Raw genomic sequence first — 23,614 nt, 5'->3', positions numbered from 1 at the left:
TCGGGGCGGCACGCCGCAGATCCGCGTCTCAGGTCCAGGTGACGAGGGCGTCGAGGATCTCGACCTCGGCGCCGTCGACGCGGAGCGGGTTGATCTCCAGCGATTCGAGGCGGTCGCCGAGGGACGCGGCGAGCGCCGCGACGCGGGCGACGACGCCGGCGACGGCGTCGAGGTCGGCGGGCTTCGTGCCGCGCGCGCCGTCGAGCAGGGCGGCGCCGCGCAGCTCGCCGAGCGCCTCGCGGACGTCGCGCGCGTCCACCGGCAGCAGCCGCAGCGCCGAGTCGCGCAGCACCTCGACCCAGACGCCGCCGAGGCCGACCGCGAGCGTGAGGCCCCAGGACGGGTCGCGGACGATCCCCGCGAGCAACTCGACGCCGCCCGTCCGCTGCGGCTGGACGAGCGCGCCCGCGCCGTCGTGCCCGGCGAGCGCGGCCATGACCTCGCGGTACGCGGCGCGGACGGCGTCCGGGCCGGTCAGCCCGAGGCGGACGCCGCCGATGTCGCTCTTGTGCGCGAGGCCGTCCGCCGCCGCCTTGAGGACGACGGGGTAGCCGAACCGGTCCGCCGCCGCGACCGCCGCGTCCTCGCCGTAGACCAGCTCGGACGGCACCACGGGCAGCCCGGCGCCGGCGAGGAGCGCGGCGGCGCGGTGCTCGGCCCACACGCCGGTCGCGCCGTCCACGGCGACGCGCTCGCCGGACGCGGGACGCCGCGCGAGCGCGCGCTCCCGCCCGGCCGACCATCGGACGGCCGCGCCGACCGCCTGCATGCCGTGCTCGATCCCGCCGACGACCTGCGGGAACCCGGTCTTCTCCTGCACGGAGCGGCCGAACTCCGACACGTCGGTCAGCGTGTTGCCGACCACCACCACCGGACGCGGCGACGCGGCGATACGCCGGGCGTGCGCCTCGAAGGTCGCCATCGGCACCGACGGGTCGGGCGGCGTGAACCGGGGCAGGTCGGTCAGCAGCATCACCGCGTCGATGCCGGGATCGGCGGCGACGATGTCGAGCGCGCGGCCGAGGAGCGTCCGGTCGATGAGCACGTAGCCGGTGACGTCGAGGGGGTTCTGCACGGTCGCGAACGGCGGCAGGATCTCCGCGAGCGCCGCCGCCGTCGAGGGCGCGAACGCGGGCAGGTCGAGGCCCTCGTCCTCGGCCCGGTCCGCGATGATCTCCGACGCGCCGCCGGACGGGGTGACCACGCCGATCCGCGGCCCGGGCAGCGGCCCGGCGGACGCCAGCAGCCCGGCGGTGACGATCAGGTCCTCCAGCGACCGGACCCGGATCACCCCGAGCCGCCGGAACGCGGCGTCCACCACCGCGTTGTCGCCGACGAGCGCGCCGGTGTGCGCCCGCGCGGTGCGCGACGCCAGCCGGCTGCGCCCGATCTTCAGCGCGACGACCGGCTTGCCCGCAGCCAGGGCCCGCCGCGCCGCGCGCGCGAACGCGTCCGGGTCCCGCACCGACTCCAGGAACAGCGCGATGACCTTCGTCGCCGGGTCGTCGACCAGGTAGTCGATGACGTCGGGGACGGTGACCAGCGACTCGTTGCCCATCGACGTCAGCAGGCTGAGCCCGATGTTGCGGGCCTGCGAGAACGCCAGCACCGAACTGGCCAGCGCGCCGCTCTGCAGCACCACGCCCACCGGCCCGCGCAGCAGCGGCGGCGGGATCGGCAGGCCGTACGGGGTGATGCCGGCGGCGGCGTTGATGTAGCCGTTGCCGTTCGGGCCGAGGACCGTCAGCCCCGCCTCCCGCGCGAACGCGACGACCTCCGCCTCCAGCCGCGCGCCGTCCTCACCCGCCTCGCCGAACCCGGCCGTCAGCACGACGTAGTTCCTGATCCCCGCCGCGGCGCCGTCCCGCAGCACCGGCAGCACGGCGGAGGTCGGCACCATCACGTACGCCAGGTCGACCGGCCCGGGCAGCTCCGCCAGGCTCGGGTACGCGGCGTGCCCGTGCACGAGCCCGCCGCGCGGGTTGACCAGGTGCACCGGCCCGCCGAATCCGTGCGCCCGCAGGTTCCCGAACGTGCTCACCGACCAGCCGGACTTGTCGCTCGCCCCGACCAGCGCGATCGACCCCGGATTGAACAGCGCGCGGACACCGGCCCGCGGATCGCGAGAGCCCATCTCACTCCCCGACGAGGCCGAGGCGGACGTGGCCCTTGAGCAGGTTGCGGGCGATGGTCCGGCGCTGGATCTCGTCGGTGCCCTCGAAGATCCGCAGCAGCCGCAGCTCCCGGTACCAGCGCTCGATCGGCAGCTCCTTGGTGTACCCCATGCCGCCGTGGATCTGCAGCACCCGGTCCACCACCCGGTTCGCCATCGTCGCGCCGTTCAGCTTCGCGATGGACGAGGCGTGCCGCGCGTCCAGGCCCTCCCGCACCCGCCACGCCGCGTACAGCGTCAGCCACTTCGCCGCCTCGATCTCCACCTGCGAGTCGGCGATCATCCACTGGATGGCCTGGTAGTCGGCGATCGGGTGGCCCATGGACACCCGGACCTTGGCGTAGTCGACGGCCATCTGCAGCATCCGCTCCGCCGCGCCGATCGCCCGCGCCGGGATCATGTAGCGGCCCTGCCCGATCCACCGCATCGCCAGGTCGAAGCCCTTGCCGACCTCGCCGAGGACGTTCGCGTCCGGCACCCGGACGTCCTCGAACACCAGTGACGCCGGTCCCCACTCGCCCATGGTCGGGATCGGCTCGGACTTCCAGCCCATGTCCCGGTCGACGAGGAAGCAGGTCACGCCGCCGTCCGCGCCGAGGTCGGGGTCGGTGACGGCGAACACCATGACGAAGTCGGCCTCGTTGCCGCCGGTGATGAACGTCTTCTCGCCGTTGATGACCCAGTCGCCGCCGTCGCGGACCGCGCGGGTGCGGATGCTGCGGGCGTCCGACCCGGCGCCCGGCTCGGTGATGGCGAAGCAGGACCGCCGCTCGCCTTCGATCGTCGGGATCAGGTAGGTGCGCTTCTGCGCCTCGTCGCAGGCGTAGAGGATGTTGTCGGCGGTGCCGCCGAAGCTGAACGGGACGAACGTGCGGCCCGTCTCCATCGCGACGATCGCCGACATCAGCGGGCCGAGCGCGGCGCCGCCGTACTCCTCGGGCGTGTTGATGCCCCAGAACCCGGACCTGCGGGCCTTGTCGCGCAGGTCGCGCAGCACCTGCGGGTCGAGCCCGGGGCGCCCGGCGCGCTCGTTGCGCAGCACCTCGGGTTCGAGCGGCATGACCTCCTTCTCGACGAAGGAGCGGACGGTGTCGCGGATCTGTCGTTCCTCGGCGCTCAGCGAGAAGTCCATGGACCGGCCCTCCGATCAATCCTAGAATCTATTTCTAGGAATCGGTTCTAGGCTGCGCACGGGGCGGTCCCGGCGTCAAGACGTCCCGCGCGCTTTCTAGAATCTGTTCCACCGACGGCCGGACGGCGGCCGCCGCACCGGACGGGGGACCGATGGCCCGCAAGCCCAGCGGCAGGGGCGGATGGGAATGGAGCCGCACCGCGCAGACGCGCCGCACCATGCTCGAGGCGGCGCGCGAGGTGTTCTGCGCGCACGGGTTCGCCGACGCCGCGATCTCCGAGGTCGTCGAGCGCGCCGGCTCCAGCGTCGGCAGCCTCTACCACCACTTCGGCGGCAAGACCGAGCTGTTCCTCGCCCTGTGGGAGGAGCACGAGGGCGCGCACGAGAAGGCCGCCACCGCGAGCGTCGCCGAGGCCAAGGCCGCCGGCGTCGACGACCCGGTCGAGCTGTTCATCGCGGGCGCCCGCGCGTTCCTCGCCGGGTCCTGGGAGCGCCGCGACCTCGCCCGGCTGTTCATGGACGGCGACGGCCCGCCCGGCTTCGACCTCATGCGCCGCACCCGCCGCCGCGACTGGGTGCGGCAGAACGCCGTGCTGCTCGCGCTCGGCGGCGAGCCCATCGACCGCCTCACCGTCGCCGTCCTCACCACCGTCATCGGCGAGGCCGGACGCGAGGTCGCCACCAGCGAGGACGAGGCCGAGGCCCAGGAGGTCATCGACGCGGCGATCGAGCTGATCCGCCGCTTCGACCGCGCCGCCGCGACCACCTGACCGCCGCCGGCCGCGGTTACGGACGTCTCTTTTTCAAGAAAAGCGGAGTCGAATTTCCGGCGCCATCCCAAATGCCTTACGTGCTTTGCGGATCGTGTCGCACGCCTTTATAGTCACCGATGTTGATCGCTAATGCCGAGCGCGAATCGCTGCCGGGCCCGTGGGCTCGCGTGAAAGTGAAGGCGGGAAATTCTTGAGGGTATTTCGTGGGGCCGTCCGGCGCGTGCGGCTCGGAGCCGGAGCCGCCCTGGTCGTGGGCGTGGCCATGGCCGCGACCATGGGCGCCGCGTCGCCGGTGGACGCTCCGGCCGCCCCGGCCACCTTTCCGTCCGTCCCGGCGAAATATTACGGGAATGCGGACGATATTCCGAAATGCCGCCCCGGTCATGTGTGCGCCACCGTTGCTTATGGCGGTAAATATCGCGTCTTCGATTTCTACCGGTACGGCACCTACGGCCTGAGCGGTTGGCATGGCCGGGGAAAGGTCGTCAACGAGCAGGCGGGCGGCGCCGCCGCCAGGGTCGTCGACCGGTCCGGCGCCGAGACCGCGTGCGTCGCGGCGGGCACCGCGCTCGCCGACGTGAACTGGGACCGCGCCGGGAAGATCACGCTGACGACGGCCCGCTGCTGACCCCGGCCGACGAGCCGCGCCGGGGCGCCGCGCCGCGCCGGGGCGCCGCGCCGCGCTGGGGCGCCGCGCCGCGCTGGGGCGCCGCGCCGCGCTGGGGCGCCGTGTCGCGCTGGGCGGCGACGAGGGCCTCGCCCGCCTCCGTCCGGTAGTACAGGACCGAGCGCCCGGCGCGGCGCCGCCCGACGAGCCGCGCGTCCAGCAGGATCTTCAGGTGCCGGCCGATCGAGCCGAGCCCCCGGCCCGTCAGCGCGACCAGCTGCGTCGTGCTCTTCGGCGTGTCCAGCAGGACGAGGACGGACGCGCGGACCGGCCCCAGAAGCGCCCCCAGCGCGCCGGGCACCGGGACCGCGCCCGCACCGGCGAGCGCCCCCGAGCACGGGTAGACGATCGCGTAGCGGGACGCCTCCCGGTCCCAGGAGGACCAGCTCTGGCCGACCGTGACCGGCACGAACACCAGCGGCTTGCCCGACAGGTCGCGCGGCGGGTGGTCCCGGGTGTTGATCTGGAGCCGGTTCTCGCCGAGCCAGCGCATGCCGGGCCGCATGCCGGCGAGCGCGGCGGCCCAGCCGCCCTGGCCCAGCCGCGCGACCCGCGCCACGATCTCCGCCTCGATGATCCGGTGCCGCCGCGGCCAGTCCGGCAGGACCGTCTCCGTCCACACCCACGCGATCAGGTCGGCGGCGCGGTCCGGCAGGTCGTCGCGGTCGAGGGCGGCCGGGAGCGGGCCGTCCAGCGCCACGGCCAGGTCGGCGCGGGCGGCGTCCGGCGGCGCGGCCCGGATCCGTTCCAGCTCCCCGGCGAACGTCGCGCCGGGCTCGCCGGTCTGGGCGGGCGTGACGAAGTCGGCGTTCCACCCCGGCACGAAGGCGGACCGGACGAGCAGGGCCGTGACGGGGTCGGCGGCCATCCGGGCGCGGAACGCGGGCAGGTGGGCGTCCAGCCAGGCGCGCTCGCCCGGGTTCGCGGCCCGCCGCCAGCGCAGCGCCTTCAGGCACGCGGTGGCCTCCGCCAGCGGCGACACGGCGAACCGGCCGCTCGCGAGGGTGTCCGCGTTGATCTCCCACCAGCCCAAGGGTTTCGCCTCCCCGCGAAAGAGTAACCGGCGGGCGGCGGCCCCCCGGAGACTCCGATCATGCGCACGTACGAGGACCTGTTCCGCACGCCCGAGTTCGCGCCGCTGTTCCTGACGTCGGCGGGCAACGTCGCGGCGCAGACGGTGAGCGGGCTCGCGCTCGCCACGCTCGTCTACGCTCGGACCGGCTCGCCGCTGCTGTCGTCGCTGGCGATGTTCGGCCCGGCGCTCGCCCAGCCGGCGGGGGCGCTCGTGCTGCTGTCGGCGGCGGACCGGCTGCCGCCGCGCGCCGCGCTCGCGGGCCTGTCGCTGCTGTTCGCCGCGGGCACCGCCGCGCAGGCCGTCCCGGGCCTGCCGGTGTGGGGCGTGTTCGCGATCGTCCTCGCGCTCGGGGCCGCGAACGCCGTGGGCGGCGGGGTGCGGTACGGGCTGCTGAACGAAATTCTCGACCGCGACGGGTACGTGCTGGGCCGCTCGGTGCTCAACATGTCCGTCGGCCTCATGCAGATCCTGGGGTTCGCGGCCGGAGGCGTCATGGTCTCCGCGCTGTCGCCGCGCGGGACGCTGCTCGCCGGCGCCGCCCTGTACCTCGCGGCGGCGCTCGCCGGACGGTTCGGGCTGAGCCGCCGCGCGCCGCGGGCCACCGGCCGGGCGACCGCGGGCGAGACATGGCGCAACAACGTGCGGCTGTGGTCGTCGGCGCGGCGCCGGGCCGTCTTCCTCGCGCTGTGGGTGCCGAACGGGCTGATCGTCGGCTGCGAGTCGCTGTTCGTCCCGTACGCGCCGGGGCACGCGGGGCTGCTGTTCGCGGCGGGCGCGGCCGGGATGCTCGCCGGGGACGCCCTCGCCGGACGGTTCGTCCCGCCCGGGTGGCGCAGGCGGCTGGACGCGCCGATGCGGCTGCTGCTGGCCGTCCCGTACCTGGTCTTCGCGCTGCGCCCGCCGCTGCCCGTCGCGGTGGCCGCGATCGTCGCGGCGAGCGTCGGGTACTGCGCGACGCTGCTGCTCCAGGAGCGGCTGCTGCGGCTGACCCCGGACGAGCTGAGCGGCCACGCGCTCGGCCTGCACTCGTCCGGGATGCTCGGCATGCAGGGCGTCGGCGCCGCGCTCGCGGGCGGCGCCGCCCAGCTCACCTCGCCCGAGACCGGGATGGCGGTGATGGCGGCGGCGTCGGTCGCGGTGACCGCGGCGCTGGCGCCGTGGCTGCGGGACCGGCCCGCGGCGCCGCCCGGCGAGGCAGCCGCGCAGCGGGTTTAGCGGGCGGGACCGGAGGCAGGCTGAGGGACATGCGTGCCGTCACCTACGACTCCTATGCCTCCGACAACTCCCGCCTCACCGCCGGCGAGGCGCCCGACCCCAAGCTCGGCCCGAGCGAGGTGCTGGTCGAGGTGCGCGCGGCGGGCGTCAACCCGGTCGACTGGAAGGTGATGTCCGGCGGGCTCGACGGGATGATGGACACCGTGTTCCCGGTGATCCCCGGCTGGGACGTCGCCGGGGTCGTCCGCGCGGTCGGACCGGACACCCCGGAGTTCGCGCCCGGCGACGAGGTCATGGCCTACGCCCGCAAGAGCGTCGTGCACGGGGGGACGTTCGCGGAGCTCGTCACGGTCCCGGCCGTCCACTGCGCGCGCAAGCCCGCGGCGCTCGACTGGAACCAGGCGGGCGGGCTGCCGCTCGCCGGGATGACCGCGCAGCGCTCGCTCGACCGGCTCGAGGTCGGCAAGGGCGACGTGCTGCTGGTGCACGCGGCGTCCGGGGGAGTGGGGAGCTTCGCGGTGCAGATCGGCGTCGACCGCGGCGCCCGCGTGATCGGCACCGCGTCCGAGGCCAACCACGACTACCTGCGCGAGCTCGGCGCCGAACCGGTCTCCTACGGCGACGGGCTGGTGGAGCGGGTCCGCGACCTCGCGCCGGACGGCGTCACGGCGGTCGCCGACTTCGTGGGCGGGCAGCTGGACACGACGCTCGCCGTGCTCGCGCCGGGAGGGCGGCACGTGTCCGTCGCCGACAACAGCGTGGAGCAGCACGGCGGCCACTGGATCTGGGTCCGCCCGGACGGCGCCAAGCTCGCCGACCTCGCCGCGATGGCCGACCGCGGCGCGCTGCGCGTCGACGTCGCGAAGATGTTCGCCCTCGACGACGTCGGCGCCGCGTTCGACGAGAGCCGGAGCGGCCACACGCGCGGGAAGCTCGTCATCACACCGTGACCAGGACGAGCCGGTCCGGGCCGTCGCAGCGGACGGCGCGGACCGGCTCGTTCCGGCGGTTCAGCAGCCGGAATCGGAGATGACGTAGTAGCCCTCGGCCGTCTCCTTCAGCGTGTGCGTCACGAACACGTTGTAGAGGCCCATGTTCTGGTTCGAGCCGTTCGCGTACGTGTAGCCGCCGCTGGTGTGCGCCCGTCCGGCCGTCACCTGCGCGTAATTGGTCGCGGTGAAGCACTGGGGCGTCCAGCCGCCCGGATCGCCCGGGTCACCGGGATCGCCGGGGTCGCCGGGGTCGGTGCCGGACGAGCCGTCGAGGCCCCAGAACTTCGCCGTGTAGGACGTGGAGCAGATGGCGTCGAGGAAGTACGCGCCCGTGCTGCCGCACTGGTCGGCGCCCGATCCGGGGTCGACCGCGAGGCCGTGGCCCATTCCCGAAATGGAGCAGACCTCGACGGCGGGTTTCCCGTTCGCGTCGTTGTAGACGCTCTGCGTCGTGCCGCCGGGGAGGCTCTGCGTGCTCGACGGCGTCTGCGAAATGCCCCAGACGTTCGTCCACTGGTCGCGCAGTTCCGTGGCGTTGACCGGATAGACCGTGTAATCGGCGGTGCCCTGCCAGATGGCGACGCGCGGCCACGGGCCGGTGTAACCGGGATGGGAGTTGCGGACCTTGTCGCCCCATTGCGCGGGCGTCAGGTTCTGGTTGTTCATCTGGCATCCGCTGGCGGCAACGAGGCTGGTCGCGCATTGCGCGGGAAGGCCCGAGTCGACCGCGCCGCCGGCGAACACGTCCGGGTAGGCGGCGAGCAGATCCGCCGTCATCCCGCCGCCCGCCGAAAGGCCGGTGAGGAACACCCGGTGCGGGTCCGAACCGTGCTGCTGCTCGGCGTAGGACACCATCTGGACGATCGACGACGCCTCCGTGCCGCCGCGCGCGTCCTTCGCGGGATCGAACCACTGGAAGCACTTCTGGATGTTGTTGGACGTGGTGGTCTGCGGGAACACCACCGCGAACTTCCACAGGTCGGCGTACTTGGGCCAGCCGGAATGGCCGTAGTAGTCGTCGGCGCTCTGCGTGCAGCCGTGCAGGGCCACGACGAGCGGGGCGCCGGACGGCAGCCCGGCCGGCACGTACTCGTACATCTGCAGGTTCCCGAGATTGGACCCGAAACCGGTGACCTGCCGGTAGGTGCCCGTTTCGGCGTGCGCGGGCGCGGCGGTGGCGGCCGCGCCGGCGGCACCGGACGCGGCGGCGAGGAGGACGAGGGCGGCGGACGACGCGAGCCATTTCGCGAGGCGCCGCACAATGCGCGGGGATCGTCGATGCATGAAGGGCTCTCCCGGATCGGTCGAACGGGGGTGGAGATCGGGAAGGAGGGGCGCCCATCCGGAAGTCAAACCGATCCGGGTCCTGCGGGAAATGTGCCGGGCGGCCATGCCTGCCCGTCCCGGTTATGGCTCCGTACCCCATGCGTCACGGGATGTGAGCGGGGAAGACCGTGGGTATGCGCCGACGGTCGTGGGGCTGGTACCTCGTGGCCGTCGCGGTCATGGCCGGCGTCACGGCGGACGTGCTCGCCGACGGCCCGCTCCGGCGTCTCGACTGGACGGTCCACACGTTCTGCGACGCGCATGTCCGGGGCGGGTGGATGTCGGCCGTCCACGTGTTCACCCAGCTCGGGCAGCGCGGCGTCATCGCGGGGTACGTCCTCGTCCCTCTGGCGATCCTCGGGGCGATCCGCGCGCGCTCGGCGCGTCCCGTGCTGGTGCCGATCGTGGTGGTCGCCCTGCTGTCGCTGCTGCAGGAGGGCGTGAAGTCGGTGATCCCGCGGACGTATCCGCTCAGTAATGTCGACGTGCTGTGGAAGCACGGCGACGCCTACCCGTCCGGGCACACGCTGAACGGGTTCCTGCTCATCTGGGTCGGGATCGAGCTGCTGGTCGTCGTCGTCCCGGTCCTCGACCGGTGGCTGACGGCGCGCGGCCGGCGCGACTTCGCGCTGGTCACCGGGTTCCTGACCGGGGCGGCGCTGACCGCGGCGGACGAGCACTGGCTGACCGACGTCCTGTTCAGCCTGGCGCTCGGCCCGGTGCTGCTGGCCGGGCTGGTGGCGGCGGAACCGTTCACCCGGAAGCTGTGGCCGGGCGAGCCGGTGCGGGGCCGCTACCCGCGGATATAGCGGATCACCAGCTCCGCGAGCTCGTCGATCATCCGCTCGCGGGGGATCGGCGGCCGGTCGAGCACGTACCGGATCGACAGCGTGCCGACGGTCTCGGCGAGGATCCACAGGGCCGCGTCCACGTCCAGGTCGTCGCGGAACGCGTCCCGGTTGACCAGCAGGTACACCCGGACGAGGTCGGTCAGCCGGCGCTGCAGCGCGGCGAGCTTGTCGAACGGGCCGAGCCGCGGGATCTGCTCGACGATGACGCGCAGCAGGTCGGCGTGCTCCTCGAACAGCCGCATCTGCACGTCGAGCAGCGCGCGCCCGGCCTCCTGCCACGAGTCGTTCATGGTCGACTCGATCTGCGCGCCGAGCCGGTCGGCGAGATGGTCGGCGAACCGGTCGATGACGGTGATGACGATGGCGTCCTTGTTCGGGAAGTACTGGTAGAGCGACCCGTTGCCGACCCCGGCGGCGCGGGCGATGCGGTTGGTGGACGCGCCGTCGTACCCGCGCTCGGACAGAACGCGAGTGGCGGCGTCCAGGATCCGTTCCACCGTGTGCCGCGACCGGTCCTGGCGCGGCGTCCTGCGCGGTGAAAGGGCAGGTGGGCGGGGCATCGGCGGGGCCTCCCCGGACGCGACTTGTAAGCGACTACTTATTCGCGTTTCACTGTAGCCGAGACGCCATCGGGAGGCGAGACCATGACAGTGACCGAGAACGCGCCCGCCGCACGGGCCGTCGCGCGCCCCGAGCCCGTCCCGTTCGAGCCCGGCTCGATCCTGTGGGACACCATGGGGCTCTACACGTCGGCGATCGCCGGCAACAGCGTGTTCATCCTGCAGACCATGCACCCGGCGATCGGCACCGTCGTCGACCGGCTGTCCAGTTTCCGCCGCGACCCGCTCGGCCGCGCCGCGCGCAGCTTCGCGTCCGTGCAGACCTGGGTGTACGGCGGGCCGACCGCGATCGAGGAGGGCCGGCGGCTCCGCCAGATGCACAAGCCGCTCAGCGCCGTCGACGAGGACGGCCGCAGCCACCACGCGCTGTCGGCGGAGCCCTGGGCGTGGGTGCACCTCACCGGCTTCTACGCGGCCGTCACCGCGTCGAAGTACTTCGCTCCCGAGCCGATGGACGCGCGGGAGCAGCAACAGGTCTTCGACGAGTTCATGAACCTCGGCCGCATCCTGCAGGTGCCCGAGCGGATGATGCCCAAGACCATCGACGAGTACTGGGCGTACTTCGACGACATGGTGGAGAACACCCTCGTCCCGCACAAGGTCGCCCTCGAGGTCCTCGACCGGATGGACAAGCTCCCGCCGGGCGTGCCCGCTCCGCTGCGTCCGGTCGCGGCACCCGTGATCGGGCTCACCGGGAGGCTCGGGCGGTTCATCTCCACCGGCACCCTGCCTCCGGCCGCGCGCGAGAAGCTCGGCCTGTCCTGGAGCAAGGCCGACGAGCGGCGGCTGCGCGCCGTCGGGCAGGTCATCGGCCGCAGCACGCCGCTGCTGCCGGAACGCGTCCGCTACATGCCGATCGCCTACCGCGCCCGCCAGGCCGCCCGCGCCCAGGAGAGGCTCCGCCAGGTCCTCGACACCCGCCCCCTCTGACGCCGGCTCGCGGCGGGCCGCCGTCACGGGCCGCCTCATGACGGCGGCCGGCCGCGAGCCGGTGCGTTCACTCGGTGCGGAGGGCGGTCGCGGTGCGCGCCTTCGCGGCCCAGCCGGCCGGCAGCAGCGCGCCCAGCACCGCGATCACGATGCCGCCGAGCGCGAGCGGGACGACCAGCGGCACGCGGTAGACCCCGACCATGGGCGCGGTCAGCCGGGTGCCCGCCGCGTCCCCCATCAGCGGCAGCACCAGGTGGTGCAGGGCGACGCCCGCCGGCAGGCCCGCGAGCCCGCCGGCCGCGCCGAGGCCCGCGACGGACGCGAGCACCATCGCGACGGTCTGCCGCGGCGACATCCCGATCGCCTTGCACACGCCCAGGTCGTGGACGCGCTCCCGGGTGTCCAGGACGACCGCGTTGAGCACGCCGAGCCCCGCGACGGTGACCAGCATCAGCGTGAGCAGCCCCGCCAGCGAGTCCAGCACGACGATCGTGCTGCTGACGTCGTCGGCGGCGGCCGTCGCCTGCGCCCCGAGCGGTTTGAGCGCGCTGTTCAGCCCGCTGAGGTAGGACGCCGTCGAGACCCCCGGCTTGAGCCGGACGAGATACTCGTCGGCCGCGCCCTGCTTCTCGATTCCGGCGAACGAGGAGGCGGCGGCGTGCACGTGCATCCCGTCGTTCTCGAGGTCGAACGCCTCGCCCACGATCCGCAGCCGCACCGCGGCGCCCTGGTCCAGCACGGTGATGGTGTCCCCGATGCGGTGGCCGGTCGCGTCGAGGAAGTGCGTCGGCACCACGGCCTGGCCGGGGCCGGTGATCCAGTGCCCCGCGATGATCTCGTACGCGCCCGCCCGCAGATCGTGCTGGTAGAGCTGCAGGTCGACCCCGCCCACGACGCCCGTCACGGTCACCTGCGTCCTGCGCACTCCGTAGTAGGACGCCGTGCCGGGCTGGGCGGCGATGGCGGCCTCCACCTTCGCGCCGTCCACCGGAGACGGCCCCTGCCCAGGCCCCTGCCCAGGTCCCTGCCCCGGCCCCTGCGGGGGCGCCTGTCCCGGCCCCTGCGGGGGCGCCTGTCCCGGCCCCTGCGGGGACGCCTGCCCCGGCCCCTGCGCCGGTCCCTGTCCCTGCGGGGGCGCCTGCTCCTGTCCCTGCGGGGCGGGGCCTCCGCCCATCACGCTGACGGCGGCGCGCGCGGCGGGGTCGCGGGCGGCGCCGATCGTGTTCAGCGACGCCGCGAGGCCGATCGCGAACGTCGCGGCGGCGGTCCCGAACAGCACGGCCGCGAGCATCGACGCCGACCGGACGGGACGCGCGAACGGGGTTCCGAGCCCCAGCGTCACCGCGCGCGGCAGCGGCAGCCGCCCGGCGAACCGCTGCGCCCACCGGCCGCGTCCCGTGCCCGGCGCGCGGCCGACCGCGATCGCCTCGACGGTCCGCAGCCGTCCCGCCCGCAGCGCCGGGACGAGCGCGGCGACCGCCACGACCAGCAGCGCGCCCGCCGCGACGGCGGCGTCCACCCACCAGGCGACCGAGAGGCCGGTCGTCCCGTACACCTGCTGCACGTCGCCGAGCAGCGGGTACGCGATCAGGTTGCCGAGCACCACGCCCAGCACGGTGCCCGCGGCGGCCGGGACGAGCGCCTGCGCGACATAGGCGCGGACGACCTCGGCGGGCGTGCAGCCGATGGCCTTCAGGATCCCGATCCGGCGCAGGTTCGCCCCGACCATGCCGCCGACGACGCCGGCGACGACGATGACCGACATCCCCAGGCCGAGCGCGCCGAACGCCATCAGGAAGGGCACGAACGTGGCCGCCTCGCGGTCGGCGACGTACTTGGCGTCCAGGTACGACCGGGTGCCGGCCAGCGCGCTCTTCGGCAGGGCCGCCGCGACCTTCGCGCGGTCCGCGGCCAACCGGGACTTCGTCGGCGACCCCGAGAACCGGTACAGCATCTCGGCCGTTCCGGGCGCCTTCGCCGAGCGGAGCGCAACCACCCCGGCCGGCGTCATCCACGCGTCGGCGGAGCCGGTGACCGAGCGGGCCCGGCCGACGACCGTCAGGGTCCCTCCGCCCGGCAGGGTCAGCGTCGACCCGGTCTCCGCCACGTCCGGGGGGAGATCGGCCGGAAGCATGATCTCGTTTCCGGCGGACGGCCACCGTCCCGCCGTGACCTCCAGCCGGTCCACGGGGCCGCCGGGGGAGGAGCGCCCCGCGACGGTCAGCTCGGGCAGCGGGCCGCCGCGCTGCGCGGTCGGCGAGAGGACCGTGACCGGGAACGGCCCGGCGCTCGCCGCGACGCCCGGCAGGTGCGCGGTCGCCGCGGCCTGCGCCGCCGACGCCTTCCCCGCGTCGATCTGCGCGGTCAGGTGCGCGCCGTGTGCGCGCGCGAAGGCGTGGTCGAACGGCGCCGACGACGCGACGACCAGCGACCCCGCGACGACCGCCGACGCCACCGCCATCAGCGTGGCGAGCGCGACCACCAGCGTCTGGACGCGCCGCCGCCCGACCCCCGACCGCACCACCCGGCCCAGCACCGACCCGGCGAACCGCGCGCTCATCGGGCCGCCCCCGCCCGCTCGTCGGCCGCGATCGCGCCGTCGACCAGCGTGACCGTCCGGGTCGCGAGCGACCGCGCCAGCGCCATGTCATGGGTGACCAGCACGATCGTCTGCCCGCCCCGGTGCACCTCGGCGAGCAGCTCGCGCACCTCGTGGCCGGACGCGGTGTCCAGCGCGCCCGTCGGCTCGTCCGCCAGCAGCAGCGCCGGACGGTTCACCAGCGCGCGCGCCACCGCGACGCGCTGCCGTTCCCCGCCCGACAGCCGTCCCGGATAAGCGCCCGCATGCTGGTGGACGCCGAGGATCTCCAGCAGCTCGGCGGCGCGGTCCGCGGCCTTCCGGCGCGGCGTCCCCGCGAGCTGCGCGGGAAGCCGGACGTTGTCGGCGACGGTGAGGTCGTCGAGCAGGTTGAAGAACTGGAACACGAACCCGATCCGCTCGCGCCGGAACCGGGCGAGCGCCGCCTCGCCGAGCCGGTCGACGCGCCGCCCGTCCACCGTCACCGTCCCCGCGGACGGCCGGTCCAGCCCGGCGACCAGGTTCAGCAGCGTGGACTTCCCGCTGCCCGACGGCCCGACGACGGCGAGCGCCTCGCCCTCCGCCACGTCCAGCGACACCGGCCCGAGCGCCGGCGCGCCCGCGCCGTCGTAGGCCTTCGCCGCGGCGTCCAGCTCGATCACATGTCCCATGAGGCTCCCGCCCTCCGCGTGCGGGCGGCGTGCGGGCCGCCCGGTGTCAGCGGACGTGAAGCTATGCGCGGCGGGGCGTCCGGGTCGTCGGCCGCCGCACCGACATTCCGTACACCGCGCGGCCGACCCCGCCGCGCGTCATCCTCGCGATGTACGCCGCGCGGCCGACCGCCCCGCCCGCGAAGCCGATACCCGGTCCGGGCGGCGAGGGACAGAATGGGGAAATGCACGTGGAAACGGCGCGCGAGGCGCGCGGGCGGCTGCGCGGCCTGCTCCGGCCGGAGCCGGCGGGGAAGCCGCCGTCGCGCCGCGCCCTCGCCGCGGACGCGCTGTTCGCCCTCGCCGTGACCGCCGTGGCGCTGCTCGTGGCGGCGCAGACGGGGAACGGGGACCAGCCCGACAAGGTGGACTTCGGCGGGCCCCTCGCGCCCGACGCCCCCGTCCCGCCCGGGTTCGGCGAGCACCCCGACCCCGTCCACCCGTCCTGGACCCTGACCGTGCTGACGACCCTGCCGCTGGCGTTCCGGCGCCGGTACCCGCTCGCCGCGTTCTGGGCGGTGCTGACGGCGGCGTGGGCGCTGCGCCACGGCATGACCTGGGTGACGGTGCTGGCCTGCCTGATCGCCGGGTTCGGCGCGATCGCCTACAGCCGCTACCGCGTGCAGGCCATCGCGAGCCTCGGCGTCGCGGCCGTCCTCGCCGGCCTCGCCTACCGGGGCACCGCCGCCTCCCTGCCGGACTGGTCGGCGCCGTTCTTCGTGCTGCTCGCCGCCGGCGTGCTCGCGATGGCGGTGCGGTTCTGGCGGGGCCGGCTCGCCCAGATCGAGCGGGCGCAGCAGGAGGCGACGCGCCGCGCGGTCGAGGTGGAGCGCGCCCGGATCGCGGCGGAGCTGCACGACGTCGTGACCCACAACGTGAGCGTCATGGTGATCCAGACGGGCGCCGCCCGCAAGGTGGTGGACGCCGACCCCGAGCTGTCGAAGAAGGCGATGCTGGACGTCGAGGCGAGCGGCCGGGCCGCGATGGCGGAGCTGCGGCACGTCATGGGCCTGCTGGCGCCGTCCGGCGAGGGCGACGGCGACGGCGACGGCGACGGGGAGGCGGGCGGCGGCGTGCCGGTGCCGCAGCCGGGCCTGGACCGGCTCGCCCCGCTCATCGACCGGGTCCGCGCCACCGGCCTGCGCGTCACCGCCGACATCGACCCGCCGCCGGGGACGCTGCCGCCGGGCGTCGACCTCACCGCGTACCGGGTGGTGCAGGAGGCGCTGACCAACGCGATGAAGCACGCGTCGGGCGCGTCCGCCGCGGTGGCGGTCCGCTGCGACGGCGACGACCTGCGGATCGAGATCACCGACACGGGCGGCGCGCCCGGCGCCGGGACGGGCGCGCGGATGGGCAACGGCCGCGGCCTGATCAACCTGCGCGAGCGGCTCGCGGTCTACGGCGGGACGCTGGAGTCCGGCCGCACCCTCGCCGGCGGGTTCCGCGTCGCCGCAACGATCCCCTGGCGGACGCCGTGACCGCCGCGGACACCGGCGGCGGGGCGGACACCGAAAGCGGGGCGGGCGGCGGGGCCCTGCGGGTGGTGATCGCCGACGACCAGGCGCTGGTCCGCACCGGCTTCCGGATGATCCTCGCCGCGGACGGCATCGACGTGGTCGCCGAGGCCGCGGACGGCTTCGAGGCGGTCGCCGCCGTCCGCCGCACCCGTCCCGACGTCGTGCTGATGGACGTCCGGATGCCGGAGATGAACGGCATCGAGGCGACCCGGGAGATCACCGCGGCCGGCGGCGGCGCCCGCGTGCTGATCCTCACCACCTACGACCTGGACCACTACGTCTACGCGGCGCTCACCGCGGGCGCGAGCGGCTTCCTGCTCAAGGACGTGACGCCGGAGCGGCTGACCGCGTCGGTCCGGCTCGTCCGGGCCGGGGACGCGCTGCTCGCGCCGGCCATCACCCGCCGCCTCATCGAGCGCTTCGCGCCCCGGGAGGACGACCTCCGGACGCGTCCGGCCGTGCACCGCGACCTGTCCCGGCTGACGCCCCGCGAGCTTGAGGTGCTCGGGCTGCTCGCGACCGGGCTGTCGAACGCCGAGCTGGCCGACCGCCTCACGCTCAGCGCGGCGACGGTCAAGACGCACGTGGCGCGCATCCTCGCAAAGCTGGACCTGCGCGACCGGGTGCAGGCCGTGGTGCTCGCCTACGAGACGGGACTGGTGTCCGCGGGCCGCGGCCCATCAGGGAACGGCCCATCGGGGAGCGGCCCGTCGGGAAGCGGCGATTCCGGGCGCTGAACCGCGCGTTCCGGAGATCGTTTTTTCCGGTGCGGCGAATTCAGCAGGCCCCGGCGTTCTCCCTGCATTTCGGAAAGCGCGGTCCGGGCCGATCATCCGCACGGCCCGAGCGCCAGTTCGCTCGCCATCTGCGCCCACGCGTCGAGCGCGTCGTAGGAGGTGTCGTAGCAGTGCGCGAGGTTGAATCCGGACGCCGAGCGGACGGCGAGGTGCGCGCGGCCGTCCGGCGGGCCCTCCAGCACGACGGCGGCCCGGGTGCTGTTGACGCGCATGTCCGCGAGGTGGTCGCCGGCGTCCTGGATGGCCAGCGTGACCACGTCCCAGAACACCCGCTCGGCGGCGGCGCAGTCGACGAAGCTGCCGAGCCGCAGGATGCCGTTCGCGCTGACGCACAGCAGGGCCGGCGCGGCGGCGCTGGTGAGCATGTACCGCCAGGTCCGCCATGTGTATTCCAGGTGGACGGCGTGATCGGTGAAGTCGTCCTCGTCAATGTCGGTCATCGCGCGCTCTTCTGGACGATGCTCTCGGCATGGCGGCCTCGCGTGCCGACGGGCACGGAGATGGTGTGGTACGGGACGGTACCACGGTGCCGTACGCGCGCCTACCGTGCCGGAGAAGGGAAATTCGGCGGCACCGCGAGCGGCGGCCGAAAGGTCAGTTCCGGGGATCCGGAAAACCGCCGGAGCGGCTCGCGGACGGCGCGCCGCCGCGGTTTTCCGGCACCGGCCGGAAGAGCGCGATCGTCGCCTCGACGGCGACCTCGGTGATGTCGCGGACGTCCGCGCCGTCCTCCACTAGGGTGGCGGTGAGCTCGCGGAGCCCGCCGATCAGCATCAGCGCGAACGGGCGGGTGATCGGGTGCGCCCCGGCCCGGACCATCTCCGGGTTCCCGGTCACGTCGCGCAGCAGCCGGAACAGCGTGTCGACCGCCTCGCGCTGCATCCGCCGGGCGGTGCCGGCGCCGAGCGCCTGCAGCTCGCGGATCCAGCTCAGCGTGATCTCGGGTTCGGAGGCGACCATGTCGACGTACGCCTCGACGCCCTGCCGGATCTGGGTCTCCCACGGCGCGGCGGGGTCGATCGCCTCGGCGACGCGCCGGCGCAGCATCCGGTTCGTCACCTGGAGCAGCTCGACGAAGCAGGCGTCCTTGGTGGGGAACTCCTCGTAGAAGGTGCGCCGGGACGTGCGGGCGTGGCGGACGATGTCGGAGATGGTGGTCTCGCGGTAGCCGCGCTCGCGGATCGATTCGGCGAGGCCGGCCAGCAGGCGCCCGCGGAAGGACGCCGCGCCGCCGGCGCCCTCGGGGCCCCCGGCGTCCGTGCCGTCGTCCCGGCCGGGCCCCCGCGCCCCGCCGATGGACACTCCAGCGTTTTCCACCGTTGGAAAGCTATCTCATCGGCCTTCGTGGTGCCGGTGTCCCGTTCATCCTGATCCGGGCCGCGGGCGCGTGACCGTACCCCATTGACATCGAGGGGTTCCCGTCGCATCGTTTTTGAAAGCTAATTCTAGAAATGGCTTCTAGTGCGTGGCGGCGCCGGGCGTCCGGCCCGCCCGGGACGGAGGGAGCGACCATGACCGCGATCGCCGACGGACGGGTGGTCATCGTGACCGGGGCGGCCCGGGGCATCGGCCGCGAGCACGCGCTGGAGTTCGCCCGGCACGGCGCCCGCGTGGTCGTCAACGACCTCGGCGCGCAGGTGGACGGCACCGGCTCGTCCACCGGCCCGGCGGGCGAGGTCGTGGACGAGATCCGCGCGATGGGCGGCGAGGCCGTCGCCGACGGCACGGACGTGTCCGACTTCGAGGGCGCCCGCCGGCTCGTCGCCTCGACCGTCGAGCGGTTCGGCGACCTGCACGTCCTGGTGAACAACGCCGGCATCCTGCGCGACCGGATGCTGGTCAACATGTCCGCGGAGGAGTGGGACGCGGTGATCGCCGTCCACCTGCGCGGGACGTTCGGGCCGCTGCGGCACGCCGCCGCGTACTGGCGGGAGCGGCACAAGGCCGGGCACGAGGTCGACGCGCGCGTGATCAACACCAGTTCGTCGTCGGGCATCTACGGCAACGCCGGGCAGGGCAACTACGGCGCGGCCAAGGCGGGCATCGCCGCGCTGACCGTGATCGCGGCCCGCGAACTGCGGCGCTACGGCGTGACCGTGAACGCGGTGGCGCCCGCCGCGCTGACCCGGATGACCGAGAACCTGGTGCCGGGACGCGAGCGTCCGGCCGAGGGCTTCGACCCGGCGGACCCGTCCAACATCGCGCCGCTGGTGGTGTGGCTGGCGAGCCCGGGGGCGCGCGGGATCACCGGCCGGGTGTTCAACGTGCGCGGCGGCCGGATCAGCGTCGCGGAGGGCTGGCGCGCCGGGCCGGTCGTCGACAAGGGCGCGCGCTGGGACCCGCACGAGCTGGACGACGTGATCCCCGCCCTGGTGGAGAAGGCGCGCCCGAACGTCCTGCCCGACGGCGTCACCCCCGAGGACGGGGCCTGACCGGCGAGAGGTTCACAGAGCCGGGTCGCGGTGGGTGATGCGCCCGTCCAGGACGGTGAGCAGCACCGGCAGCGCGGCGAGGTCGGCGTCGGCGACGGAGAGCGGGTCGTCGGCGAGGACGGTGAGGTCGGCGCGGTACCCGAGCGCGATCCGTCCGGCGGCCGCCTCCTCGCCCGCGGCCCGCGCCGGGTTGACCGTGCAGCCCTGCAACGCCTGCAGCGGGGTGAGGGCCTGCCCCGGGCCGTGCGGGGGCTCGGTCAGGTCGCGGCTCGGCCGGCGGTGCCGCGCCCCGGCCATGACGGCGAGTGGCGGGAACGGCGCGATCGGCCAGTCCGAGCCGAGCACGACCGTGGCGCCCGCGTCCCACAGGTCCCGGCAGCGGAACGCGCGGGACGCCCGCTCCTCGCCGAGCCGGCGCGACCAGTTGTCGGTGTGGTCGGCGCGGGTGTACTCGCAGCAGTGCGTCGGCTGCATGGACGCGGTGACGCCGAGCGCGGCGAAGCGCCGGACGGTGTCGTCGGGCACGGTCTCGATGTGCTCGACGCGGTGCCGGACCGGCGCGCCCTCCCCGCCCGCCGCCTTCTCGACGGAGTCGAGGACGTGCCGGACGGCCGCGTCGCCGATGGCGTGGGTGGCGGTGGGGACGCCGGCGCGGTGCAGCTCGCCGATCACGCGGGTGTAGGCGTCGGGGTCGGGCCAGAAGGCGTGCGTGGACTCGCCGTGGCAGTCGGGGCGCTCCAGCCAGGCGGTGCCGTTGTCGATGGTGCCGTCCATGAACAGCTTCACGCCGGCGACCGTCCACAGCCGCCCGCCGGTGCCCTGCTCGGCGATGAGCCGCGCGAGGTCGCCGGCGTCGCCGCCCGGCTGGCACCAGGGCGCGACGCGCAGGCGCAGCGGCAGCGCGCCGTGCGCTTCGAGGTCGGCGAGGACGGCCAGGCCGTGGCCGTCCATGACATGACCGCCGGTGAGGCCCGCGGCGGCCATGCCGCGCAGCACCGCGGCGGTGCGTTCGCGCTGCTCGGCGGGCGTCGGGCGGGGCGCGACGTCCTCCACCAGCGCGCAGGCGGCGTCCTCCAGCAGCAGGCCGGTGGGGCGGCCGTCGCCGTCGACGACGATCTCGGCGCCCTGCTCGAACCGGCGCGGCCCGTCGATCCCGGCGAGCTCCAGCGCGCGCGGGCCGGCCAGCATGGAGTGCGCGTCGAACAGGTCGACGGCGGCGGGGACGTCCTGGAAGGCGGGGCCGAGCGCGGCGGCGGTGATGGGCTCTTCGCCGAACACGTTGGGGTCGAGGCCCCAGCCGCGCAGCCATCCGCCGGGCGGCAGCTCGCGCGCCGCGCGGGCGAGCGCGTCCCGCACGGCCGGCAGGTCGCGGCAGCCGGACAGGTCGACGCCCATCGTCCGCTCGGCGCCCGCGACCGGGTGCATGTGCCCGTCCACCAGCCCGGGCGTGACGACGGCGCCGCGCAGGTCGAGCACCGCCGTCCCCGGCCCGGCGAGCGCGCGGATCTCGCGGTCGTCGCCGAGGGCGGTGATCCGGCCGCCGGCGGCGGCCAGCGCGGTGTGCGGCGACGGCCGCCCGTCCACGGGATCGAGCAGCCGGGCGGACAGCAGCACCAGGTCAGCGGGCACAGGGGGCTCCTTCGTCGCGGGCCGGGCGGGGCACGTGCGCCGCGGTCACCCGGGCGACGAGGCTCCCCTCCGGCAGGTCGAGCTCCCGCTCGGCGATGACGACGGCGAGGTGCGTCACCTCGGGCGGGCGGTCCGATCGGTCGGTGTTGGCATGGGAGCCGAGCCCGTCGAGGACGACCAGGATCCGCCGGGCGGTCACGTCGGGGTCGCGGGCCTGGAAGGCGCCGGCCTCCACGCCGTCCCGGACGAGCCCGGCCAGCCGCTCGCGCCACAGCGTCTCCTGCCGGTCGACGCGCTCGCGCAGCGCCGGGCGGTAGCGGCTGAGGTGCCAGGCGTTCAGCCACAGCCGGCTGACCCCGTCGTACCCGGCGCCGGTCGTGAGCACGAAGAAGCGGGCGAGGTGCTCCAGCGGGCTCCCGGCGGGCCGGTCGGCGGGGATCAGGTCGTCCAGCTCGGCGGTCGCCGCGGCGCCGAACGCCTCGGCGACCAGGTCCTCCACCGCGGGGAAGTAGTGGCTGATCAGGCCCGGGCGGACGGCGAGCTCGTCGGCGACCCGGCGCAGCGTGATGCACTCCAGGCCCTCGGTCAGGGCGAGCGCGGACGCCGCCGCGACGATCTCGGCGCGGCGGGCCTCCGGCGTCTTGCGGACCCGTTTCGGTGCGGCTCTTGACAACATCGCCTCCACGTTATTGGTTATGCGACCAATAGACAAGGTTCCGGTGCTCCACCCTCCGGAGGACACGCATGGCGTCCACGATTCCAGACCCCCAGGGGCAGGCCCCCGCGCCCCCGCACGCCGCCGACCGGGCCGGCCGCGTCGAGGCGCGCGGCATCGACTTCATCCCCGAGACCGAACGGCACGGCCGGCCGCGCGAGCTGTTCGCCGTCTGGGCGGCGCCGAACGTCAGCTACCTCGCCCTCGTCATCGGCGGCGCCCTCGTCCTCATGGGCCTGGACCTCGTGCAGGCGCTCGTCCTCACCGTGCTCGGGAACCTGTTCTGGATCCTCGTCGGGCTGCTCGCGGTCAGCGGCCCCGCGGCCGGCGCGCCCAGCGAAGTGATCATGAGGGCGATGTACGGGATCCGCGGGAACCGGGTGAACATCGCGGTGAACGGCTGGTTCGTCTCCGTCTGCTACCTCGCGCTCAACTGGGCGGCGGCCTCGCTCGCCGCGTTCGGGCTGCTGGAGGAGATCGGCGTCCATCCGGGCACGCCCGTCAAGGTCGTCACGATCGTCGCGATCGCCGCCGCGACGCTCGCCATCAGCGTCTACGGGCACGCCACCATCGTGAAGCTGTACGGGCCGCTGACCTGCGTGCTCACCGTGGCGTTCGTCGTCCTGTCCGGGTACGTCGCCACGCACGCGCAGTGGGACTACCGGCCGCAGCACGCTCTGCACGGGGCCGCGCTCTGGGCCGCCCTGTCCGCGGGCCTCGCCCTCGTCGCGTCCGGCCCGCTCTCCTACACCAACAGCGCCGACTTCTCCCGCTACCTGCCGTCCGGCGCCTCGCCGAAGGCCATCGCCGGATGGACCGCGCTCGGCGCGTTCATCCCCAGCGTCGTGTTCACCGCGCTCGGCGCCCTCGCCGGGACCGTCCTCGACATGTCCGACCCGCAGACCGCGCTCGCGACGATCCTGCCGTCCTGGTTCACGCCGGTGTTCCTGCTGTCGGTGGTGCTCGGCACCATCGCCAACAACGCCATGACCGCCTACAGCTCCGGCCTCGCCCTCCAGGCCGTCGGCGTCCGCCTCCGCCGCTCGCGCAGCGTCGCCCTCGACGGCACCCTCGGCGTCGCGCTCACCCTGTACGCGCTGCTCGTCTCCAACTTCCTCGACACCGTCAACAACATGCTCCAGCTGATGGTCGCGCTGCTCGGCCCCGCCATGGCCATCTACGCGGCCGACATCCTGCTGCGCCGCAACCGCTACGACGGCCGGGCCCTGAGCGACGAGTCCCGCGACGCGCCGTTCTGGTACCGCGGCGGCGTCAACCGGGCCGGGGCGGTAGCGCTGCTCGCCGGCGCCGCCGTCGCCTCCCAGTGCCTGAACACGACCCTCTACACCGGCGAGCTCGCCAAGGCGGCCGACGGTGTCGACCTCTCCCTGCCCTCGGGCATCCTGATCTCGGCGGCCGTCTACGCCGCGCTGATGCGCGGCCGCCGCGCCGCCGCCTGACACCCCACGAAACCGGAGG

General features: G+C 74.5%; 21 protein-coding genes. 10 read left to right on the top strand and 11 right to left on the bottom strand.

The window, feature by feature from the left end; genetic code table 11:
- Positions 1-28 precede the first annotated feature (28 nt).
- Positions 29-2,134, bottom strand: a complete 2,106-nt coding sequence (locus AB0C78_RS13170; RefSeq protein WP_360746301.1) for an acetate--CoA ligase family protein — start codon at positions 2,132-2,134, stop codon at positions 29-31.
- A 1-nt stretch (position 2,135) separates the two neighbouring features.
- Entirely contained in the window at positions 2,136-3,305 is a 1,170-nt protein-coding gene (locus tag AB0C78_RS13165) for an acyl-CoA dehydrogenase family protein (RefSeq protein ID WP_360746298.1), read from the bottom strand.
- A 152-nt stretch (positions 3,306-3,457) separates the two neighbouring features.
- Between AB0C78_RS13165 and AB0C78_RS13160 the strand changes: the two genes are divergently transcribed.
- Both AB0C78_RS13160 and AB0C78_RS13155 read left to right on the top strand, forming a co-directional pair.
- Positions 3,458-4,075: a TetR/AcrR family transcriptional regulator gene (locus AB0C78_RS13160; RefSeq protein ID WP_360746295.1), complete on the top strand. Its 618-nt coding sequence runs from the start codon at positions 3,458-3,460 to the stop codon at positions 4,073-4,075.
- Positions 4,076-4,340: 265 nt separating this feature from the next.
- Entirely contained in the window at positions 4,341-4,706 is a 366-nt protein-coding gene (locus AB0C78_RS13155; protein ID WP_360746292.1) for a hypothetical protein, read from the top strand.
- On the opposite strand, the gene AB0C78_RS13150 is transcribed toward AB0C78_RS13155, so the two are convergent.
- Positions 4,681-5,778: a transcriptional regulator gene (locus tag AB0C78_RS13150; protein ID WP_360746289.1), complete on the bottom strand. Its 1,098-nt coding sequence runs from the start codon at positions 5,776-5,778 to the stop codon at positions 4,681-4,683. The genes AB0C78_RS13155 and AB0C78_RS13150 overlap by 26 nt on opposite strands.
- Positions 5,779-5,838: 60 nt before the next feature.
- Here AB0C78_RS13150 and AB0C78_RS13145 point away from each other — a divergent pair, with 60 nt between their 5' ends.
- The gene (locus AB0C78_RS13145; RefSeq protein WP_360746286.1) at positions 5,839-7,035 is read left to right on the top strand and encodes an MFS transporter; all 1,197 of its coding nucleotides are present in this window, start codon (positions 5,839-5,841) and stop codon (positions 7,033-7,035) included.
- Between the two features lie 29 nt (positions 7,036-7,064).
- Positions 7,065-7,985: an NADP-dependent oxidoreductase gene (locus AB0C78_RS13140; protein WP_360746284.1), complete on the top strand. Its 921-nt coding sequence runs from the start codon at positions 7,065-7,067 to the stop codon at positions 7,983-7,985.
- A 60-nt stretch (positions 7,986-8,045) separates the two neighbouring features.
- Here the strand turns inward: AB0C78_RS13140 and AB0C78_RS13135 are convergent, their stop codons facing one another.
- Positions 8,046-9,311 (bottom strand): PHB depolymerase family esterase, encoded by a 1,266-nt coding sequence (locus tag AB0C78_RS13135; RefSeq protein WP_360746281.1) that lies wholly within the window; start codon positions 9,309-9,311, stop codon positions 8,046-8,048.
- A 176-nt stretch (positions 9,312-9,487) separates the two neighbouring features.
- Between AB0C78_RS13135 and AB0C78_RS13130 the strand changes: the two genes are divergently transcribed.
- The gene (locus AB0C78_RS13130; protein WP_360746278.1) at positions 9,488-10,162 is read left to right on the top strand and encodes a phosphatase PAP2 family protein; all 675 of its coding nucleotides are present in this window, start codon (positions 9,488-9,490) and stop codon (positions 10,160-10,162) included.
- Here the strand turns inward: AB0C78_RS13130 and AB0C78_RS13125 are convergent.
- Positions 10,147-10,764 (bottom strand): TetR/AcrR family transcriptional regulator, encoded by a 618-nt coding sequence (locus tag AB0C78_RS13125; protein WP_360746276.1) that lies wholly within the window; start codon positions 10,762-10,764, stop codon positions 10,147-10,149. The genes AB0C78_RS13130 and AB0C78_RS13125 overlap by 16 nt on opposite strands.
- Positions 10,765-10,848: 84 nt before the next feature.
- Between AB0C78_RS13125 and AB0C78_RS13120 the strand changes: the two genes are divergently transcribed.
- The gene (locus tag AB0C78_RS13120) at positions 10,849-11,754 is read left to right on the top strand and encodes an oxygenase MpaB family protein (protein WP_360746273.1); all 906 of its coding nucleotides are present in this window, start codon (positions 10,849-10,851) and stop codon (positions 11,752-11,754) included.
- Positions 11,755-11,821: 67 nt separating this feature from the next.
- Here the strand turns inward: AB0C78_RS13120 and AB0C78_RS13115 are convergent, their stop codons facing one another.
- Together AB0C78_RS13115 and AB0C78_RS13110 are read right to left on the bottom strand one after the other, a co-directional pair.
- Positions 11,822-14,314 (bottom strand): FtsX-like permease family protein, encoded by a 2,493-nt coding sequence (locus AB0C78_RS13115; RefSeq protein ID WP_360746270.1) that lies wholly within the window; start codon positions 14,312-14,314, stop codon positions 11,822-11,824.
- Entirely contained in the window at positions 14,311-15,003 is a 693-nt protein-coding gene (locus AB0C78_RS13110; protein ID WP_360746267.1) for an ABC transporter ATP-binding protein, read from the bottom strand. The genes AB0C78_RS13115 and AB0C78_RS13110 overlap by 4 nt, the downstream gene beginning before the upstream one ends.
- A 224-nt stretch (positions 15,004-15,227) precedes the next feature.
- Between AB0C78_RS13110 and AB0C78_RS13105 the strand changes: the two genes are divergently transcribed.
- Entirely contained in the window at positions 15,228-16,523 is a 1,296-nt protein-coding gene (locus tag AB0C78_RS13105) for a histidine kinase (RefSeq protein WP_360746264.1), read from the top strand.
- Entirely contained in the window at positions 16,520-17,299 is a 780-nt protein-coding gene (locus AB0C78_RS13100) for a response regulator transcription factor (protein WP_360746261.1), read from the top strand. Before AB0C78_RS13105 ends, AB0C78_RS13100 begins: the two co-directional genes overlap by 4 nt.
- Positions 17,300-17,391: 92 nt before the next feature.
- Here the strand turns inward: AB0C78_RS13100 and AB0C78_RS13095 are convergent, their stop codons facing one another.
- A complete protein-coding gene (locus AB0C78_RS13095; protein ID WP_151538464.1) occupies positions 17,392-17,799 on the bottom strand; it encodes a hypothetical protein in 408 nt (135 codons plus the stop codon).
- A gap of 154 nt (positions 17,800-17,953) precedes the next feature.
- Positions 17,954-18,676 carry a TetR/AcrR family transcriptional regulator gene (locus tag AB0C78_RS13090; protein WP_360746258.1) on the bottom strand — a complete coding sequence of 241 codons (723 nt, stop codon included), beginning with the start codon at positions 18,674-18,676 and terminating at the stop codon, positions 17,954-17,956.
- A gap of 194 nt (positions 18,677-18,870) precedes the next feature.
- Here AB0C78_RS13090 and AB0C78_RS13085 point away from each other — a divergent pair, with 194 nt between their 5' ends.
- Positions 18,871-19,791 carry an SDR family oxidoreductase gene (locus AB0C78_RS13085; protein WP_360746255.1) on the top strand — a complete coding sequence of 307 codons (921 nt, stop codon included), beginning with the start codon at positions 18,871-18,873 and terminating at the stop codon, positions 19,789-19,791.
- Between the two features lie 12 nt (positions 19,792-19,803).
- On the opposite strand, the gene AB0C78_RS13080 is transcribed toward AB0C78_RS13085, so the two are convergent.
- Positions 19,804-21,420: an amidohydrolase gene (locus tag AB0C78_RS13080; RefSeq protein ID WP_360746252.1), complete on the bottom strand. Its 1,617-nt coding sequence runs from the start codon at positions 21,418-21,420 to the stop codon at positions 19,804-19,806.
- On the bottom strand, positions 21,410-22,096 hold the full coding sequence (locus AB0C78_RS13075; protein WP_360746250.1) for a TetR family transcriptional regulator C-terminal domain-containing protein: 687 nt from the start codon (positions 22,094-22,096) through the stop codon (positions 21,410-21,412). Before AB0C78_RS13075 ends, AB0C78_RS13080 begins: the two co-directional genes overlap by 11 nt.
- A 68-nt stretch (positions 22,097-22,164) precedes the next feature.
- Between AB0C78_RS13075 and AB0C78_RS13070 the strand changes: the two genes are divergently transcribed.
- Entirely contained in the window at positions 22,165-23,595 is a 1,431-nt protein-coding gene (locus AB0C78_RS13070; RefSeq protein ID WP_360746247.1) for a cytosine permease, read from the top strand.
- The last annotated feature ends 19 nt before the right edge of the window (positions 23,596-23,614 follow it).

Source organism: Actinomadura sp. NPDC048394, assembly GCF_040651755.1.
GTDB classification, from domain to species: Bacteria; Actinomycetota; Actinomycetes; order Streptosporangiales; family Streptosporangiaceae; genus Spirillospora; species Spirillospora montaniterrae.
This window is presented reverse-complemented; position numbering and strand designations above follow the sequence as displayed.

What these genes read in the sequence shown, in the direction of transcription:
- AB0C78_RS13170 (WP_360746301.1), bottom strand. Translation starts at nt 2,134, where the DNA reads ATGGGCTCTCGCGATCCGCGGGCCGGTGTCCGCGCGCTGTTCAATCCG.
- AB0C78_RS13165 (WP_360746298.1), bottom strand. Translation starts at nt 3,305, where the DNA reads ATGGACTTCTCGCTGAGCGCCGAGGAACGACAGATCCGCGACACCGTC.
- AB0C78_RS13160 (WP_360746295.1), top strand. Translation starts at nt 3,458, where the DNA reads ATGGCCCGCAAGCCCAGCGGCAGGGGCGGATGGGAATGGAGCCGCACC.
- AB0C78_RS13155 (WP_360746292.1), top strand. Translation starts at nt 4,341, where the DNA reads ATGGCCGCGACCATGGGCGCCGCGTCGCCGGTGGACGCTCCGGCCGCC.
- AB0C78_RS13145 (WP_360746286.1), top strand. Translation starts at nt 5,839, where the DNA reads ATGCGCACGTACGAGGACCTGTTCCGCACGCCCGAGTTCGCGCCGCTG.
- AB0C78_RS13140 (WP_360746284.1), top strand. Translation starts at nt 7,065, where the DNA reads ATGCGTGCCGTCACCTACGACTCCTATGCCTCCGACAACTCCCGCCTC.
- AB0C78_RS13135 (WP_360746281.1), bottom strand. Translation starts at nt 9,311, where the DNA reads ATGCATCGACGATCCCCGCGCATTGTGCGGCGCCTCGCGAAATGGCTC.
- AB0C78_RS13130 (WP_360746278.1), top strand. Translation starts at nt 9,488, where the DNA reads ATGCGCCGACGGTCGTGGGGCTGGTACCTCGTGGCCGTCGCGGTCATG.
- AB0C78_RS13125 (WP_360746276.1), bottom strand. Translation starts at nt 10,764, where the DNA reads ATGCCCCGCCCACCTGCCCTTTCACCGCGCAGGACGCCGCGCCAGGAC.
- AB0C78_RS13120 (WP_360746273.1), top strand. Translation starts at nt 10,849, where the DNA reads ATGACAGTGACCGAGAACGCGCCCGCCGCACGGGCCGTCGCGCGCCCC.
- AB0C78_RS13115 (WP_360746270.1), bottom strand. Translation starts at nt 14,314, where the DNA reads ATGAGCGCGCGGTTCGCCGGGTCGGTGCTGGGCCGGGTGGTGCGGTCG.
- AB0C78_RS13110 (WP_360746267.1), bottom strand. Translation starts at nt 15,003, where the DNA reads ATGGGACATGTGATCGAGCTGGACGCCGCGGCGAAGGCCTACGACGGC.
- AB0C78_RS13105 (WP_360746264.1), top strand. Translation starts at nt 15,228, where the DNA reads ATGCACGTGGAAACGGCGCGCGAGGCGCGCGGGCGGCTGCGCGGCCTG.
- AB0C78_RS13095 (WP_151538464.1), bottom strand. Translation starts at nt 17,799, where the DNA reads ATGACCGACATTGACGAGGACGACTTCACCGATCACGCCGTCCACCTG.
- AB0C78_RS13085 (WP_360746255.1), top strand. Translation starts at nt 18,871, where the DNA reads ATGACCGCGATCGCCGACGGACGGGTGGTCATCGTGACCGGGGCGGCC.
- AB0C78_RS13075 (WP_360746250.1), bottom strand. Translation starts at nt 22,096, where the DNA reads ATGTTGTCAAGAGCCGCACCGAAACGGGTCCGCAAGACGCCGGAGGCC.
- AB0C78_RS13070 (WP_360746247.1), top strand. Translation starts at nt 22,165, where the DNA reads ATGGCGTCCACGATTCCAGACCCCCAGGGGCAGGCCCCCGCGCCCCCG.